The sequence below is a fragment of the Litchfieldia alkalitelluris genome (genome assembly GCF_002153425.1).
Taxonomy (GTDB): Bacteria; Bacillota; Bacilli; order Bacillales; family Salisediminibacteriaceae; genus Evansella; species Evansella alkalicola.
In genome coordinates this window covers 4,157,816-4,175,255 of record NZ_KZ119600.1, presented here as the reverse complement: position 1 = coordinate 4,175,255, position 17,440 = coordinate 4,157,816, and the positions used below count along the sequence as shown (strand labels likewise).

16 protein-coding genes and 2 pseudogenes are annotated in these 17,440 nt (G+C 38.4%); 11 read left to right on the top strand and 7 right to left on the bottom strand.

Features of this window, described 5'->3' with window-relative positions; translation table 11 throughout:
• Positions 1-138 precede the first annotated feature (138 nt).
• Positions 139-411, bottom strand: a complete 273-nt coding sequence (locus tag BW724_RS19695; protein WP_088076826.1) for a helix-turn-helix domain-containing protein — start codon at positions 409-411, stop codon at positions 139-141.
• Between the two features lie 593 nt (positions 412-1,004).
• Here BW724_RS19695 and BW724_RS19690 point away from each other — a divergent pair.
• Positions 1,005-1,544 carry a sigma-70 family RNA polymerase sigma factor gene (locus BW724_RS19690; RefSeq protein ID WP_088076825.1) on the top strand — a complete coding sequence of 180 codons (540 nt, stop codon included), beginning with the start codon at positions 1,005-1,007 and terminating at the stop codon, positions 1,542-1,544.
• Between the two features lie 372 nt (positions 1,545-1,916).
• On the opposite strand, the gene BW724_RS19685 is transcribed toward BW724_RS19690, so the two are convergent.
• The 3 genes from BW724_RS19685 to BW724_RS24170 all read right to left on the bottom strand — a co-directional run bounded on the left by BW724_RS19685 (position 1,917) and on the right by BW724_RS24170 (position 3,309).
• Positions 1,917-2,246 (bottom strand): hypothetical protein, encoded by a 330-nt coding sequence (locus BW724_RS19685; protein WP_088076824.1) that lies wholly within the window; start codon positions 2,244-2,246, stop codon positions 1,917-1,919.
• Positions 2,247-2,330: 84 nt separating this feature from the next.
• Entirely contained in the window at positions 2,331-2,732 is a 402-nt protein-coding gene (locus tag BW724_RS19680) for a hypothetical protein (protein ID WP_088076823.1), read from the bottom strand.
• Positions 2,733-2,994: 262 nt separating this feature from the next.
• Positions 2,995-3,309 (bottom strand): hypothetical protein, encoded by a 315-nt coding sequence (locus tag BW724_RS24170; protein WP_235849025.1) that lies wholly within the window; start codon positions 3,307-3,309, stop codon positions 2,995-2,997.
• A gap of 690 nt (positions 3,310-3,999) precedes the next feature.
• Here BW724_RS24170 and BW724_RS19670 point away from each other — a divergent pair.
• The 7 genes and pseudogenes from BW724_RS19670 to BW724_RS19640 all read left to right on the top strand — a co-directional run bounded on the left by BW724_RS19670 (position 4,000) and on the right by BW724_RS19640 (position 10,660).
• Positions 4,000-5,883 (top strand): T7SS effector LXG polymorphic toxin, encoded by a 1,884-nt coding sequence (locus BW724_RS19670; protein WP_088076822.1) that lies wholly within the window; start codon positions 4,000-4,002, stop codon positions 5,881-5,883.
• Between the two features lie 34 nt (positions 5,884-5,917).
• Positions 5,918-6,376: a DUF4274 domain-containing protein gene (locus BW724_RS19665; protein ID WP_088076821.1), complete on the top strand. Its 459-nt coding sequence runs from the start codon at positions 5,918-5,920 to the stop codon at positions 6,374-6,376.
• A gap of 43 nt (positions 6,377-6,419) precedes the next feature.
• Positions 6,420-6,553, top strand: a pseudogene (locus tag BW724_RS24165) (hypothetical protein); the annotation flags it as partial.
• Positions 6,550-6,989, top strand: a pseudogene (locus BW724_RS19655) (SMI1/KNR4 family protein). The pseudogenes BW724_RS24165 and BW724_RS19655, both read left to right, overlap by 4 nt.
• Before the next feature lie 751 nt (positions 6,990-7,740).
• Entirely contained in the window at positions 7,741-8,616 is an 876-nt protein-coding gene (locus BW724_RS19650; RefSeq protein ID WP_088076820.1) for a glycine betaine ABC transporter substrate-binding protein, read from the top strand.
• Between the two features lie 18 nt (positions 8,617-8,634).
• Complete coding sequence (locus tag BW724_RS19645) at positions 8,635-9,831, top strand: quaternary amine ABC transporter ATP-binding protein (RefSeq protein ID WP_088076819.1); 1,197 nt, start codon at positions 8,635-8,637, stop codon at positions 9,829-9,831.
• Complete coding sequence (locus BW724_RS19640) at positions 9,824-10,660, top strand: ABC transporter permease (RefSeq protein WP_088076818.1); 837 nt, start codon at positions 9,824-9,826, stop codon at positions 10,658-10,660. The genes BW724_RS19645 and BW724_RS19640 overlap by 8 nt, the downstream gene beginning before the upstream one ends.
• A 526-nt stretch (positions 10,661-11,186) precedes the next feature.
• Here the strand turns inward: BW724_RS19640 and BW724_RS19635 are convergent.
• From BW724_RS19635 to BW724_RS23755, 3 genes are all read right to left on the bottom strand, one after another.
• Positions 11,187-11,972 carry a sterol desaturase family protein gene (locus tag BW724_RS19635; RefSeq protein ID WP_088076817.1) on the bottom strand — a complete coding sequence of 262 codons (786 nt, stop codon included), beginning with the start codon at positions 11,970-11,972 and terminating at the stop codon, positions 11,187-11,189.
• Between the two features lie 183 nt (positions 11,973-12,155).
• The gene (locus BW724_RS19630; RefSeq protein WP_088076816.1) at positions 12,156-13,259 is read right to left on the bottom strand and encodes a Fic family protein; all 1,104 of its coding nucleotides are present in this window, start codon (positions 13,257-13,259) and stop codon (positions 12,156-12,158) included.
• Between the two features lie 446 nt (positions 13,260-13,705).
• The gene (locus BW724_RS23755) at positions 13,706-13,870 is read right to left on the bottom strand and encodes a hypothetical protein (protein WP_176371483.1); all 165 of its coding nucleotides are present in this window, start codon (positions 13,868-13,870) and stop codon (positions 13,706-13,708) included.
• Between the two features lie 343 nt (positions 13,871-14,213).
• Between BW724_RS23755 and BW724_RS19625 the strand changes: the two genes are divergently transcribed.
• The 3 genes from BW724_RS19625 to BW724_RS19615 all read left to right on the top strand — a co-directional run bounded on the left by BW724_RS19625 (position 14,214) and on the right by BW724_RS19615 (position 17,311).
• Positions 14,214-15,218 (top strand): HNH endonuclease, encoded by a 1,005-nt coding sequence (locus BW724_RS19625; protein ID WP_088076815.1) that lies wholly within the window; start codon positions 14,214-14,216, stop codon positions 15,216-15,218.
• Positions 15,208-15,693, top strand: a complete 486-nt coding sequence (locus BW724_RS19620; protein ID WP_176371482.1) for an SMI1/KNR4 family protein — start codon at positions 15,208-15,210, stop codon at positions 15,691-15,693. The genes BW724_RS19625 and BW724_RS19620 overlap by 11 nt, the downstream gene beginning before the upstream one ends.
• Positions 15,694-15,958: 265 nt before the next feature.
• Positions 15,959-17,311, top strand: a complete 1,353-nt coding sequence (locus BW724_RS19615) for a hypothetical protein (protein WP_088076813.1) — start codon at positions 15,959-15,961, stop codon at positions 17,309-17,311.
• The last annotated feature ends 129 nt before the right edge of the window (positions 17,312-17,440 follow it).

The window sequence follows — 17,440 nt, the reverse complement described above, 5'->3', positions numbered from 1 at the left end:
TATTCTGGTTTGATGAGCATAAATAGATCCCTTCCAAAAGCTGAAGGGCGTGATTGAAGAGAATAGTAATTCTCTGAAAGAAAGTATGCTCACCATTTCACTTAATTATATATGAAAAGAGTGAATCCGTCTATAGTCCTAGTTATCATTTTTTTCCTTGGAATATAAATATTTTATTGCGTCTTCTAATATATAAGAGGGGTTCGTCAATCCTAACCCTTTCCCCAATTTAAAGAGAGTAGATGTTTTAATGTCCGTCTCGCCTTTTTCAATTCTACTAATAGACTTCTCATTAAGGCCAGCATCTTCGGCAACCTTTTCATGTGTTAAGCCCTTTTCAATGCGAATATCACGGACCTTCATGCCGATAAACTGTCTCATTTCCTTTGAATCAAAACGCTGTTCTGACAATGGAACTGCTCCTTTTTCTTTTAATTATGGAGCCGAATGAAAGAAGTTTACACAGCGTGAATGTCTGGTTATGGAAATATATGGTTTACCTTGGATAATTATTTTTATTTGTGAAAAATGTGGTGGGTTTGTATAAAAAAATAGGGTGGATTTGTGAAATATGAGGTGGGATCTGTGTTTGGTGGGGAGGAAATTGCTACTAAGTGAAAGGGGGAACTTGGTTTTCACTGAAAGGTTTAAAAAGGTTTTGTGGGCCCTATGAGGAGTGTTGCTTAAGATCCTATTACTCTCTTTAACATGGAGGGGGAACAGGAGGATCTCTGTATTTCAAGGACACACCCCACTCGACTTCGTAAAAAACTAGTTTCTCTGTTTTCCAAATAAAGCAGTTATCTTATCAACATGAAAAAATAATTTAAATTGTATAGATACAGCGAGTTTCTTCTATAGAAACGTGCTGTTTCTTTTACGAAAACTACTCGTTTTCGCTAGGGAAACGTCTTTTAATGTCATTCGTCACGTTCCAGGAAAAGTCATACACTTACCTTACCGCGGAATGAGCGGAAGCGCGCTTCCAAGTGGGAGAGGTTCCCTTGGATAAGAAATTTGTTAAGGAATTGGATAGAGATGAGCGATTTGAGGATTACTATCAGCAGATGATGCCGATGGTGTATTCCCTCATCAAAAAATGGAATTTACGTATTGATCGGGACGAGTTCGAGCAAATTGGTCGGATTGCCATTTATGAGGCGTGGTTACGGTACGACTCTTGTATCGGTGATTTTGCTCCGTTTGCCTACAGTTATGTAAGTGGCAGAATAAAGGAGGCTCTCCGGGAGAATGATTTGTTCGGCAGGCATCATGTTGTCTATGATCCTGTTATTCTCACAGGCTTGTCACCTCTGGCGCGGAATGAGGAGCAGCGTATTATCTTAAGGCTCTGGATTGGGCAATCGAGGTTAACGGACGAGGAGAAGGAGTATGTCATCGGGGAGTTCATTCATGGCTACAGTGTGAAGGATTATGCTGAGCGGCATGGCTACCATCTAAATCAAGTAAAGCATTTGCGCGAATCGGCAATCAAGAAGCTGCGCCAGGCAAATGGCTACCGCTCAGACATGCTCAAATGGTGAACGTGGGACAGAGGGACAGGTTCATCGTCCCAGGGTGTTGAACGCAGGGACGGTTCTTGCGTTTACGAAGGACCGAAGGTTCGTTCAAGTGTTAACCAAGCAAGCTCTTTTAATAGCATGTCTTATCTCATATATTGAAATGCAATCATATTATGAACGATTCCCATTTAACTATATAGGACTCTACTTTCATCATTTTCAAACAATATTTTGTACATGATAAGTATCAACACTCAATAAACTAGTAGACCCCAGCCCCCTGCAGTCTAGAAGATCGCTAGACTGCAGGGGGCGGCTATTAAATACTTTTGTTATAGGGAAGTCAACAGGGACAGTCCCAGTTTTCCCAACTTCCCTGGCGCTAGTACATGGTTAGTTCGGTAGCATTGTAAATATATTGAATACGATAGCAATCACAAACCAGACTAACCCCAATGCAACCCATTTTAATGCTTTTATCCCAGCAGCATAAAAAGTTAATTTTTCTACAAATGCATAATAGAAGGCATTTCCTAACACAAGCATAAAGAACACTGAAAAGAAAATGACGTTTCCAATTATAGCTTCCACAAGTCCAGGGGTATCTAAGGGCCGGGGTCCATCTTCAGAAGAAAGAGTAACCAGAGGGGCAGCTAAAGCACCAATGATGCCACCAATTAAATAAAATTTTTTTCTAGCTTTAAAATTAAAAGTTTTCTTCATTATGTTGTAACTCCCTTAGATTAATAAGCTTTAATCCTGAGTCAACAGGGACAGTCCCTGTCTTCTACTCGTCTTCCAAATATGCTACTCTTGTCTTTTCGCATCGATAATAACTTTCGATCGGGGTAAATATTTAATTTCATAGTATTCCCCAACTCTTAAACGAAAGGTACGATAATAATTTTCGAAATTCCCTTTGTCAGTTCTAATGGTAATTTTAACTATACTAGAAGGGGAGGGGACGTGCCAATCTTCGACGTAGACTATGGCAACCTCTTCCTCATTTCCGATAACATCTAGTGTGATAGGCAGTATCATATATGCACCTATCCCAAACATGGTAAAACCGAGTAGGAGTTCCAGCCAACGTTTTCTAGCTGAACCCCAAGCTATCTCCTTTAATCCAAACAGCCAAGAACCCCCATAATAGAGAGAGAGTCCAGCAAAAACTAGTAATGTTAACAAAACTTTTATTGAAATGGGCATTTATTACTCGCACCTTTTCCTTATTATTTTTGTTTTCATAGTCAGAAGGGACAGTCCCTGTTTGCCTCTGTTTGTCCTAACTTAATCGATATTGAACGTATTCAAAACTATCTAATCTGCTTGTCCACCTTAATCCTGAAATCTCAGGTTGTAAATCTCTATGATGTCCCCAATTAAGGATATGGATATCCTGTAACTCGGCATCTGGAAGTGACAGGATGCTTCTAGAATTATAAGCAGGTTTATGTGAGTATATTAGTAATCATTCAGCCAAATCAATTTCCTTTGACCACTGTTCTTCTGAGGGGATCACTGGACCATGCAATCTACCAATATATATCTTTGTATTATTAGAATCATTGGTGTTCAGCCAATCTTCTTGAGAGATTCTTTTACCAAGTGTTTGATAATCGGCTTTGCCAATATACAATAATACATCGCTTCCATATGTAGGGTGCTTACCATAGATTTGATAAACACCATTATCATATTCCTCGTTAGTTAGAGATACTAAGTCTATTAAATGATAAGGTCCCTCCCATTCGATTTGAATAAGGTGTGTTTTGCTAATGGTCACCTAAAACCCTCCCTCATTATAAATAACTTTTATATAGAATCATTTCAACCATATTATCCCAGAGGAAACCGTGGAAGTAAACGCAGGGACGGTTCTTGCGTTTACAAAGGAACCGAAGGAAGTTTAATAGTTAACTAGAATAGTCATTTAGATCACCAAGTCTACCCTAATATATTTAAGGAAATCTCAAGAGGCCTGCAGTCTAGAAGACCACTAGACTGCAGGCCTCTGGGTTAAATTTTTTTGGTTCTTGTGTTTAATAAAGGACCGAAGGTTCGTAATATGTATGATTTAGCTGTTCCACTTCTGCTTAGTGTTGTTTGAAACGGAAACACTCTCATATGGAACACGGGGGGAGAATTATCGGCTAACCTTCTAAAAGAAGGTCACCCCCTTTCACTAAATGGAGAACCAAGGTCCATGTTTTTCCAAAGCATGGTTTTCGGTCCTAAAAAATGTAGGTACAAACTATATATTCGTTAGTGAAACATTGATTCAATGATTGTCCCTACTTGCCTAGAAACGCCTCCTGCACCTAAAGTACGTTCATCTTAAACTTTCTACTAAAAAAATAGTAAAAAACTACTAGTGGTAATTAGTACCAAATTACGCTGTTTTTTCCTCCAAGAAATCTTATCATGAATAAAATGGAAAATATTGATAGCTTTGTGATCGGAAGGAGGGCATGGTTTGGGTAATAGGGTGGACATTTCTGAGGTGAAGTCATTTTATGACATGCAGAAGCGTGAAACGGATCAAATCATAGAGGGAATCCATGCGATAAGGAAAAACATTAGTCAAATTAGTAAGATGAAGGACTTTCAAGGGAAAACGGCGGAAGCTGCTAAACTTTATTTTTCCCAATATCATGGGGTGATCTTGGATGAGTTTGAAACACTCTTCCAAACCCTAGAACAAAATCTCCAGCAACACCTAAACGCTTTTTCTGAAAGTGTAGATGCTAGTTCATCGGCGAGGCTGGAAAGCAATTATTTGATGGACCAGGAGCTAGAGTTGGAGAAGCGGTATGACCAATTAGAGGGACAGGCAGATGAGATCAACAGGATCATTCGTAGTATTTCGGACATCAGTTCCGTCAGCGCGCCAAGTCTTACGCCTGTGCCAGACCGTGCAAATGACGCTCAAGGGGTCGTTGTCAAATCAAGGAAGAGGCTAGATTCGTTTACGAGTGTCGGGAAGAGGGATATTTCAAGTGCGCAATCGTCTATTGAAAAAATTGAGTCGCTGTTGAAAAAGAGTGGCGGCCGAAGTAAAGTTAGAAGTAGCGACTGGTTTGAAAAGCAGCTCATGGTTTTAATGAAAGAGTTGATGAAGGGGAAAAATCTCTCCTCTAGCAAAATTGATTTAGCGAGATTTAGAGAATTATCGAGATGGCTAATCGACGATAAATTTTCAATCTTGCCGATTCAGATCATGAACGGGCAAAAAATAGGAAGTGTGGCAAATGTCCTAAGCACTGGGGTTTTGATGAAGGTATTTTATAGGATAATGGCGGACGTTTTGAATGTGACTCAAAGATTAATGATACCCGTTTTGGACCGGTTAAATCTTATCACAGCGCAACCTATCTTGATGTTTGGAGGGTTTAACAATCTTAGGAAAAGTGTGATAAAACCGAAGTTTGAGACATTGATGAAAACGGGGGATCCTTTTGATATTAATGTCCACTTCCAAAATCGGTGGACACAAATAGCGTCTACAAGTCCTATTATAGCTCAGAATGAAATAGCATTTCGACAAATACAGAATGTTCTGAGTACAGATGCGTTGAAGAAGGCGTGCCACAGAAGTAAAATAGAGGTAACAGAGGAAAAGGGTTACCTCCACCGAACATTGAACCAAATTATTTTTGGCCATTATAAAGAAGATGATGTCACCATTCTTGGCACTGGTACTATGATTGGATTAGGATTATGGGGGTTAGATCTTCCTGCAAATGTTCGTGACTTATTCCATGACTTACAGCATTGGGAATGGTCTTGGGGCCATGTTGGAAAAACTGGATTTGATGCAATTGGTGTAATACCTGTCATTGGTGCAGTGAGGTATTTAAGACAAGTTGATAAGTTAATGGGTGGTAATGTTATAGGGAATGGTATAAGACTAATTCCAGGTAGCTCATGTGTTATTACCGGAGGTAATTCCAATAAGTTAGGTAAGAATATGTTGGAAGATATGGGGCTTAAGCGATCTACCAGATGGAGTGGTTATCAAGCTCAACATATTATTCCTTCTGAAATGGCAAATAACCCTGTTATTCAAAAAATTGGAATGAACTTCGATGACTCTACAAATGGAATCTTCCTAAGGGTGCCAGCTAACGATATTAGTGTCATGTCTAGACACAGCGGATATCATTCTGTTTATAATGAGGTAGTTGAAAGAGCACTAAACAGAATGGATATTAACCAAAGCGTTGATAATTTACAGAAACAAGTATATGATTTACAAAATAATTTAAGGATATTGCAGGAGTCGGGTTTACCGTTGTATCCTAGCCAAGGTGCAACAGTAGAACTTTGGGAAAGGATGCTTAGAAAATTGGAAAAATAATAGGATGATTAGTTAGGGTAAGGGGGAGATTCAAATGAATAAGAAAGAAGATATTAATTATCTTGAACAGTTACTTTACAATTCAGATAAGGATTTCATAGTAACTCAGTTAAAAGATACAGACAACTCTTTATTACTCCATTATTTTGCTGCAAATTATAATTGGAATAGTGGGTTTGATGTACCCCAAGTTATTTTAGAAAATACGGCTTGTGATTTAGGGACTGGTTTACTAATGTTTTATTATGCTGACGGTTATCGCTTGTTAGAAAAACCAGATGAAGTATTAAGTACCTCATTAGAAGATTGGAAAAACTTTTTGAGTAAGGTTTATTATAAACTTACCAAACTAGAATTTCAATCACGTAATATTTCTTTTGATCCTCAATTAACGAAAATTCAAAAATATAAGTTGAAAAAGAATAACCCAGAACTTCCTCATATTCTTATAAGTAAATCTCCAGGGGAAGAGGTGGACATTCCAAAAATATAATTACAATTGTTAAAAAACGCAGGAATTGCCCTGTGTTTTTTATATTGAGAATACTTTTGGAGGAGAGCATGTATGGTGGAATATACATCCTGCAAAATTTCCAAATGAGCATCAAGCTGGTATTCATGGAGCAGGTTCTCCAGCAATACCCTATTTAGAGGAGGTAAAAAGAAATGAGCTATAAATTTATTACGGCAAAACAAGAAAATAGTTTTTATCCTGTAACTGAAAACGAAATAAAAGAGGTTGAGAAGGAACTTGATTTAAAATTTCCTAAGGAGTTAGTTAATTTTTATGTGGAAACTGGCTATGGATTTATTAAAGGTTCAGAGTTTAATATTAACCGTTTAATGGATCCTTATTCAGTAAGAGATTTTCGTTTAAGAACTAATGATTATGAGTTTTACCCCGACATAGAAATCTATGATGAATTCGAGAATAACAAACTAATATTTTTGAAGGCAGTGAATCAGTCTTAATGTCAATAGAATTGAATGAAAATGTTAGAAGTGCAGTTTACTATTATGATATTCAAATTGCGATTTCTCTTGAAGAATTTTTAAGAAAGATAGAAGAAAATGATAAATATTACTTGGATTTATTAGCTGATTAAAGAACGAAAACGCGGGGGCCGTTCTTGTGTTTATAATGAACTGAGTATTCAAAAAAAAGGGCGGAACGGTAGAAAGAGATTTTACTTGTTTCGTCCTTACTTGTGATTTAGTGTTGTAACTGAAATGGACAACTGATTTGAAACACAGGGGGAGAATGGTAAGCATCGCATTCTTTAGATGTCGTTACCCCCAATAATCTTATGAAGAAAAGTCTACTGTGTTTTTCATAAAAGGCTTTTTCGCACAGGAATATCGAGTACGCAAACAGCAAGAAACTAAACAATTGCTTTTTAATTTTCTAAGTGATGAATCTCTACGTGGGCAGGCGAAGACAGTCATTGAATCTATGCAAGATCCCGATTTAAAATGGTACGAGAAATCTCGGCGACAAGTATCAATAACAGTGATTAGTTGTTGGTCATTATGTACACGATACAATATACGAAGGGATCTAATTCGATTTCGGTAATCGTCGTGGTTGGATCCCCGCTAATGGCTTTACGTTGGGGATATCATATGGAATATCGCTGAGGACAACGGGGGCGGTTCGTTCTTGATTCCTGTGAATTAATTGTGCAACTTTTCCTTATAATATATAATAATAGACTGTCGCCCCATTTAAAATCTAAAAACACTTTTTAAAATTGAAAAGTCGAAAGGAATGTTTGTTTGTACATAATAATGGACTAATATGCTACAGGAATTTTTTATTGATGATCATAACTCAAAACTATACGAGGAGCTGAAAATATGAAGAAATTAACTTTGTTTTTATTTTTAATAATCAGCGCTAGCTTATTGGGCGCTTGTGGAGCAGCAGACAACGACGAAGGCAATAATGGTGCTACAGGAAATGGCACAGTGATTACAATTGGTAATGCGCCTTACGATTACGAAACGCCGCCAATTGAAATAACGAAACTGATTGCTGAAGAATTTGGGTACGAGGTTCAAGTGATGGAGGGTGACATTGCTTTTATGTTCTTGTCTTTGACCCAAGATGACATAGATATTTGGCCTGGTATTTGGCCTGGTATACACAGAACTTACAAGGAACAATTCGAAGGCGATTATGAAGTTGGAAGTACGATTTTTGATGACGCTCCAACTGGTTGGGCAGTACCAACATATGTCGAAGTAGACACAATTGGTGAGTTAGTAGGAAACGAAGATGCTGTAAATGGAAAACTAATTGGTTTTGAACCTGGATCAGGCATGATGCTTACTACTGAAGAAGTTGTAGAAGCTCATGGATTAGACCTTGAAGTTGTTTCTGGTACAATGGCATCTATGATGGCAGAAGTGGATTATGCCATCAGTCAGGAAGAACCAATTCTATTCTTGGGCTGGCGTCCACATACTATGTTCAGAAATTATGATCTTAAAATCCTTGAAGATGAAGAAGGCTACTGGGGTACAGATGGTTTTCAATGGGGTATAAGTAATGATTTTAAAGATAAGGCACCAGAAATCTACAACTTAGTTACTAATTTTGAGATGAGTATCGAAGACGTTGAAGAGTACCTCTACAATAATCAGGATGAGGGAAAAGATGTGACAGAATTAGCTCAACAGTGGATTGATGATAATCGTTCAGATATCGATGCTTGGTTAGATGCAGAGTAAAAAATAAGGGTGACATAAATGGCGATAATAAAAGTTGAAAATCTATACAAAGTTTTCGGTAAAGAACCAAAACGAGCAATTGAAATGGTCAAAAAAGGCTATAAAAAAGATGAAATCATGGCAAAAACGGGTACAACAATCGGTATAAATAATGTTTCATTCGAAGTTGAACCGGGGGAATCCTTTGTTGTAATGGGCCTATCTGGTAGCGGAAAGTCTACACTTATCCGCTGCCTTAATCGCCTTATTGAACCTACTTCTGGCTCTATTTCAATTAATGATAAAGATATCACTAAGATGGATAAACAAGAACTTAGCGAATTGCGTAAGAAAAATGTAAGTATGGTTTTTCAAAACTTTGCCATTTTCCCCCATTATACAGTGTTGGAAAACGCTGCATACGGACTAAAGGTCATGGGTGTTGTCAAAGAAGAAAGGGAAAAAAAGGCTCTAGAATCCCTGGAAGCAGTTGGTTTAAAAGGCTGGGAAACATATTATCCTTCTAAATTAAGTGGTGGTATGCAACAACGTGTTGGTCTTGCACGTGCATTAGCTACAGATCCTGATATTCTTCTGATGGATGAGGCCTTTAGTGCACTTGATCCTTTAATCAGAAAAGACATGCAATCAGAACTATTAGAGCTCCAAGATAAACTCCAAAAAACAATTATCTTTATTACACATGATTTAGATGAAGCACTTCGATTAGGGGATCGTATCGCCCTTATGAAAGACGGAGAGATTGTTCAAATTGGTACACCTGAGGAAATTATGATGTCCCCAGCTACTGAATATGTGGAAAAGTTTGTTGAAGACGTTGACAGATCAAGGGTCCTAACTGCTGAAATGATTATGAAAAAATCGGCAGCCATTATACATTATCCAAAAGATGGGCCACGTGTGGCGTTGCACAGAATGAAAGAAAATGATATTTCGAGTATTTTCATCGTTGATAAACAGAACCGACTGATTGGAATCGTGATGGCGGAAGATGCTTTAACAGCTGTTGAAAAAAATGAAACAAGCCTGGATACTATCATTCAAAAGGATATTCCAACAGCGTTACCGGATACACCGTTAAAGGAAATGTTTACACTGATGACCGGTAAAAATTTGCCACTTGCAGTTGTAGATGAAAATTACAAATTTAAAGGCATTGTTGTACGTGGAACTGTCATGGCAAAGCTTGCTGAGGGAGGTAATGCCAATGATTGATTTTTTCATACCACTAGAGGATTGGATTAATATAGGGTTTGAAAGAGTAAGCTATTTTCTTAGTCCTTTCCTACGGGCTGCAAGTGGATTCCTAGGAACTCTTATTGATGGTTTTGAAACTCTTTTGCTTTGGCCACCTGAAATTGTCATTATGACTGTCGTTGCACTATTAGTTTGGTGGTTGGCTAACTATCGTTTGGCTATCTTTGCATTTGTAGGACTTTTGCTCACAGCCGGTTTAGATATATGGGCGCCTACTATGTCTACGGTTGCTTTAGCCTTATCCGGTACTGCAGTTTCACTACTAGTTGGAATACCTTTAGGAATTTTTGCTTCACAAAGTAAGGTAGTAGAACGAATTCTGAGGCCTATTATGGACTTTATGCAAACACTACCTAGCTTTGTTTATCTCATTCCTGCGGTCATGTTTTTTGGAATGGGTAAGGTATCTGCTTTAGTTGCCATCATGATTTTCGCAATGCCTCCTGCTGTCCGACTAACTACTTTAGGTATTCGTGAAGTATCAGGGGAAATGGTAGAAGCCGCGAGAGCATTTGGATCTGGTCGTTGGCAAACATTGAAAGATGTTCAATTACCTCTTGCATTACCAACCATTATGGCTGGGGTTAATCAATGTATCATGATGGCACTTGCCATGACCGTTATTGCTTCCATGATTGGTGGCGGCGGTCTTGGAAACGTCGTGTTACGCTCCATGCAGACACTTAACATTGGAATGGGTGCTGTCGGTGGTTTAGGAATCGTTATTCTAGCCATTTTACTTGATCGTCTGACAGAAAGTATATCTAAAAAGATGAAGAAAGATTAAGTGACGGGGGACGGAGGGAGACGGCGGGACGGGACGGAGGGACAGGTTCCTTGTCCCAGTGTGTTGAACGCGGAGACGGATTGCTAAGTCAGAAAGAGCTATTGCTGATTCATCATGACATGCAATGAGACGTCCAGCAGGTCAAACAGGGTCAGTCCCTGTTTGACGTAGTATTAACCAATGGGGGCGATTCTTGCGTTTTGTAAACGCAAGAACCGTCCCCATGTTTTTTTCTTGTAAACGCAAGAATGTCCCTGCGTTTACCCAGAGGCCTGCAGTCTAGAAGACCACTAGACTGCAGGCCTCTGGTGTTAAATTCTTTCATTTATAGTGTCGCTTCTAAAACGGGTTTCTTCTTTGAAAACGAGGGGACAATGAAACACTCAACTCATAAAAGGAGTTTTTCCCCTAACACTTTGTAAGGGAATAATGCTTTGTTTTCATAAAAAAATGGTAGGTAAATGGTAAATGTAGCTCAGCAGGGACTGTCCCTTTTTTTCGTTATACCATATGTTAAGGGAGTGGACTAGGTGGGCTTGGAATCGGGACAAGGTCCCTCTGTCCCTTTCTCCACTATTTCTCCAAAATGAGATGGATAATTTGGGGAGAGTGTGCCAAATATTCGATCCCAAATGATCGTGTAGAAACCATAGTTGTAATGCTCTTGCTGATGATGCTGTGCATGATAGGTACTTGTGGAAATCCACTTGAGTACTGGGTGTTTCACCCATGACTGAGGAAAAGGCTCAACTCCGAGGTGACCAATGAGCCCAAATACAACATTAAGAAAGAGATAGCCAGCTATCCCAATCCAAGAGGCAGGATAAATGGTTAGGACAACGAGCCAAAGTAAACCGAAACCAAGATTTTCTAGTGGATTTAAGGCGAATAGCGTAATGGGTCTAGGATCTTCAAAACGGTGATGGGTACGATGAATAGTGGGGTAGATTTTTTTGTGATGTGCAAAGCGATGAAAAATATACATCGCTAAATCCATGATGAGGAGTAAGACTATTATATCCAACCAGTTAAAGAAGCCAAAGCTAGTGCTCAAAACTATGACACCATTGGTCCATAAATAATAACCTAGAACGGTTACACCTGTATTCAGTAGAACAGACATTATGGCTAAATAGATTTCTGTTGGTCTGGTAGTGATAAGGGAGGCAACTCTTCTCTTGTAAAACCACTGTACGATTTTGTTTCCAATAATGATACAGCTCAATAAAATAAAAGTGTTTAATAGAAGTAGGAGAGGGAGAACGGTTTTCCAAGAAGCTTGAGTGAGCCAGTCTAAAAACGAGTCTAACATTATGATTCCTCCTCTTGTGTTTGAAATATAATGTGGTCATGTATATTGACATTGTTGTATTGTTTCAGTTTCAAGTTCCGGAATTCAAAAGGAACAGTCCTTGTTTGTCTAAGCTTCTACACCAGAACCAACAGGGGCGATTCTTACGTTTTGTAAACGCAAGAACCGTCCCCATATTTTTAATTATTCAGACATAATTCTTATTAAATCATATTGATAAAATCTACGGTTTCTTCTTCTGTCATCTCCAAATATCATATTTAACTCTACTAATTGTTTCAAACATTTTCTAATAGTTGGAGGTGCTAGGTCAGTTTCCTTTTGTAGCTGATGAACAGTTGCGACTGGACTTGAAAATAAGGCTCCCCATACTTTTTTAGTAGCTGGTTGCCCTATTTTAGAAAGACCTTCATTAAACAGTTTCTCAGCCTCATCTAATTTCCTATACTGGTTTTTGGCCATTCGTATTGTCGCATCTAGAAAAAATACAATCCAACTTTTCCAGTCAGGCTCTTTACGCCCAATTGCGCGAACGCCATTTAACATAGCGTAATATTTAAATTTCTCTTTTTCTAACTCTTCACTTAAAAAGAAGAATGGTGAATCTATTAGTTCGGTTTGGAGGAGATATAAAACAATTAATATTCTACCTAACCTGCCGTTTCCATCTAAGAATGGGTGAATAGATTCAAATTGAGCATGAATAATGGCAGCTTTTATTAAAGAATGAAGTGTATCACCTTCATTATCTTGATAAGGGTGTCCATTGATATATCTTTCAAGGTTTGACATATATTCATCCATTAATTGAGGTTCAGGTGGGATGTATGATGCATCTTTTATATTTTTTGTTGGGCCGATAAAGTTTTGGATTTTTCTATATGCACCCGAAGAACTCGTTGAACCACGGGCATCTTTCATTAGTTTTATATGCATATCACGAATGAGACGTTCAGTTAGTGGATATCCTGTCTTAATCGTCTCGACACCCATACTTAGTGCACTTTGATAATTTCTCACTTCGATCTTTTCCCACTCTAATTTTTGTTCCACCTTGTCCTCAAGCATTTCACTAAATGTGACTTGTGTTCCTTCAATTCTTGTAGACTGGACAGACTCATGCAGTGTAAGAAGTGAAATAAAAGATTCCTTTACTAAAGAATTATGTAGTTTTTGTTTTAACTTTTCTAATTCTGCAGTTGCTTCCACGACTTTTTTATAAAACAAAAGCTCTGTCTCTGGATCAAAGGTAATGGGGAGGAATGGTAAATGATATGGCTTTTTCACTTCTTAACACCTCCAATGCTATTTTATCTTATTATTATTTCCTATAATACCTTAATTATAATCATTACGCTATTTTTTCTTTGAAAAATATCGTAAAAGGAGGGCGGAGGGACAGGTTCATTGTCCCAGTGTGTTGACCACAGTGGGAGGTGGAGGCAGTGACGGTTCTTTTTGTTTACAAAGGACCGAAGATTCGTTCGCTGGACAGACTGACATAGTTCTGTTTATCCATCCCCCTTAAGTGTCGATTCGAATTTAGACTCTCGGGAGAGAATTAGAGGCGTGGTTCTCTCCTGCCTTTTTATATGTTTTAGTTTCTGTTTTAATTCTGTAATAATCTATGATATTGTTCCGACCATTTCGTCCTTGGGAGCTTCGTTTTCTCCCGTTAGAAGCGCTTCTACTTCTCTTTGTATTTTCGTTTTGTTCCCTCCTTTTTTCGAAAGTTACGTTAGGCTTTTACGATTCCCTTTTAGGGTGTATCCTCGTCCATTTAAATCCGTCTGCAGTTTTAATGAATCCACAAGATACTGTATCATGTGATCCCAGATCCAGCTACTATGTGGGGTTCTCCTTTCTTCCTTGATAACGACTCGTTTCCATGTATCCATATCTACCACTCTCCTTTTTTAATAACCTTCCTCAAACTATAAGTAGGAAAAAGTAGTGGAAAAAGCATAACTATTTTTAAAAACAAGCAAAAACTATCTTTGCAGTTCACAAAATTGTAACTGAATTTATTTTCCATTTTTCCTACTTATCAAGTGAACGCAGGGGCGATTCTGAACATGGGGACGGTTCTTCCGTTTACAAAGATTAGAAGATTTTGTTAATTGCGACGGTTGTAAACGGAAGAACCGTCCCTGCGTTTACATGTTTCGACATAACCTCTCTCTTTTTTATAGTACTATTAGATTATCAGCACGAGATTTTCTCTATTAAGGGGGGCGAAAGATGAGTGGCAAGGATAAGTGGTTCGGTTATGTTAAGTCTGGTGTAGAGAAAACGAAAGCAGGGGCCAAGAAGCTCTACACTAATTTTGATGAAAAGGATCGGCAGTTAAAGACCACAACTGGCAAAGGGTCTCTTCACTCATTTGGTGAAAAAGCGGGGGATACTGTTGGGAAGGGTTTTAGTATTCCTTTGAATTACCTAGCTAATAAAACGAACACTCCATACGTGGGGGAGGTTGGTGATTCCCTCCATGGGGCCACCAAATTCAGTGCTGAAGCGGGGAGTCAGGTCGCTCAAGGGGTCTACAAAACTCTCCAAGGTTCGGTCACGAAGGACTTTGGCGGAGTGAAGGAGGGCTTCGGAGAGTTCACTGCTGTAGGGGGAAGGACAGTGGGGGCTTTCGTCAAAACCGCTTCTTTTACCTTGAAAAACAGTACAGCAGTGGTCAAAGGTTTCTATCATAAAGATTATGATGTGGTTAAAACTGGTTTAAAGGGTGTTGGAAAGGTCATCATTGTCGGGGCTGTAGCCGTAACGGTGTTTGACCTTATAGAGGGGGACGATGTATCCGCTGCAACCGACGGGGATTTCCTCATGACGCATAACAGTCACCTTGATGGGCAACACCATCCTACAACGGGTGTTTTCTATGAAGCACAAACGGTGGAGTTGGAAAATGGCGCGGAAGTGGTCGGTGTTTTCCCTGTATTTGAGGGCGTTGCAGATGTCTATCTTCCTGAAGAGATGTATCAAGATAGTGATTACCTTCATTTTTCCTATGCCAATCAACAATTAGTAGAGATGGTGAATGCTGATCCTAGTTTAGCCAATGAGTTTACGGGCATGCAGCTCGAGCAAATCTATGCCGGGGAGACTCCAGACGGTTTTACGTGGCATCATCATGAGGATCTCGGGAGAATTCAGCTAGTAGATGAAGAGATTCACGCCAAGTCGGGTCATAGCGGCGGGCGAACCATTTGGGGAGGTGGATCAGATGCACGCTAATTTGAAGTGGGGATTTGTGAAGGATCCAGCAACAGACAAGATGCTAGGGAAATTGGAAAACTATTTAGGTGTCACATTACCCGTTGCTTATCGTCAACTCGTAAAAGAGTATAACGGGGCGCGGCCAAACAAAAATAAAGTACAACTTGTCTCCGGTAAGGAACAAGTCATAAAAACGTTTCTAAATGCTGTTCCTACTGCAAAGGGTGGAGTAATGGACGTGTTGAGTTGGCTGGAGGGCCAACTTCCTGAAAGAACGGTTCCATTTGCCAACGATCCATTTGGAAATTATTATTGTTTTAAGTTTGAAGGATCAGATGGGGAGGCGGCGGAGGAAAAGGCTAAGGCGGAGGTTGAAGGTGGGGAAGAAGCTAAGGCTAAAGCTGAGCCAACGGTCCAGTTTTGGGATCATGAAAAACAAGAGCTGGAGTTGATTAGTAACTCCTTTGAAGGGTTTCTAAACAAATTGAAGTGAGGAGGGGGACAAAGGTCATGACAATGTAAACATGGCTGAACATGGGGACGGTTCTGTAGTGCACGAAGATCAGAAGATTTAGTTAATTGCGACGGTTGTAAACGGAAGAACCGTCCCTGGGTTTAATATTGTGTTGTAAATGATAGTTAGCTATAGGATAATGGTATTTGTTTTTAGAATATTACAAAAAATAAAACAGGAGATTAGTCCTATTCAATGATACAATGGTTTTATGAATAAAATAAATATGATAAGAGGAGGAAATATGGAGGCAATTAGGGAGTATTTTTATGAAATACCTGTGTTTGGGGACCTTTTGGAGTACATCTTTTCTATTCACCCAATGGTAGGAACTATCATTATAGTGGTCTCAGTGATTTTAGCTATTAATAAATTCTTTATTGTCCAATTTGATCTTAATATGCTGAAGCCATTGTTTCAATACTTTCGAGGTATGAATAAAGATCAAAGATATAATAGGGAAAGAGAAATTTTTTATAAAACAGCCAGTACGGAAAAGTTCGCAGATTGGCAAAATAAAGTTTTAATAAAGATATATGATGATTTGGAGATGGTTAAGTTATTTGGTAAATCGCACTTGGCTGTTGTACATAGAGTAGCTCATCATATAGGATACCCACTTTCTGGAACGATGGAGAAGATTGCAGTTTTAAAAAATCCACAAGTAAAAGAAAGTACATTAGATAAATATCAATCAAAATATTATAAGGTCATGAAAGCTAACATAAAGAAGCCTAATTTAGTTGGTTTTGAATTAGACGAATATAAATTAAATGATAAACAAGAAATACTAGGATTTTCAGCAAATGCATGTACATATAAGCAAACAGTTACAACAAGTCACATATTAGAGTATGAGCTTTATAGATTGTATAAAAGAAATAAAAGCATAGTAAAAAAGTCAGGGAACGAAATTTTGAAGAAGCTGCATTATAGGTCAAAAATACATGAGGGTCAAACAAATAGTGAAGTTGTTTTGAAAGGGCAAAACCGACATTCTTTACTGAGTGTTCAAATGATAATTTTTTGTTGGGACGAAAAGAAACAAACGTATAGAGTTCCGATTATTAAGCGTTCGGAAGAGGTAGCAATTAAGCCAAATTACTGGCATATTGTACCTGCTGGTGGTTTTGAGATTTTTGAGAAAGAAGAGACTACAAACAAAGGTATTATTGAAGACAATTTTGATGTTGAGTTGACTCTATATAGAGAATTACTAGAAGAGGTTTTTAATGGAAGGGATTATGAGTCTAATGATGAGGGGGAAGTAAATGATATTATTCATAAACACCCTGTTATAGAAGAATTAGATTCGTATTTAAAAAATCAAGAAGCACACCTTGAATTCTTAGGTAATGTTACCGACATGATGTCCTTACGACAGGAATTATCATTTTTGTTAGTAATAGATAATTCTTATTTTATCAAAAAGAATTTCAAAGTTAACTTCGAAGGTGTTGACTTTCAATTAGTGAAAGCGAATAAGTTAATTCAAATGCTTGAGGATGAGTTACTGTATCCAAGTAGTGCAGGGTTATTAGCTTTAGCAAAAGAATCTAAGCTAATTAAAGAAAGGGAGTTGTTACAAGACCTTTAAAAATTGGGAATTATAAACGCAGGGACGGTTCTTGCGTTTACAGGCAAACGGGGTGATTCTCGTTTGCCTTTTTAGTCGACTTTCTAATAGAAACTATTCCCCCATTCGCTAAGATAGAATGAAAGACTA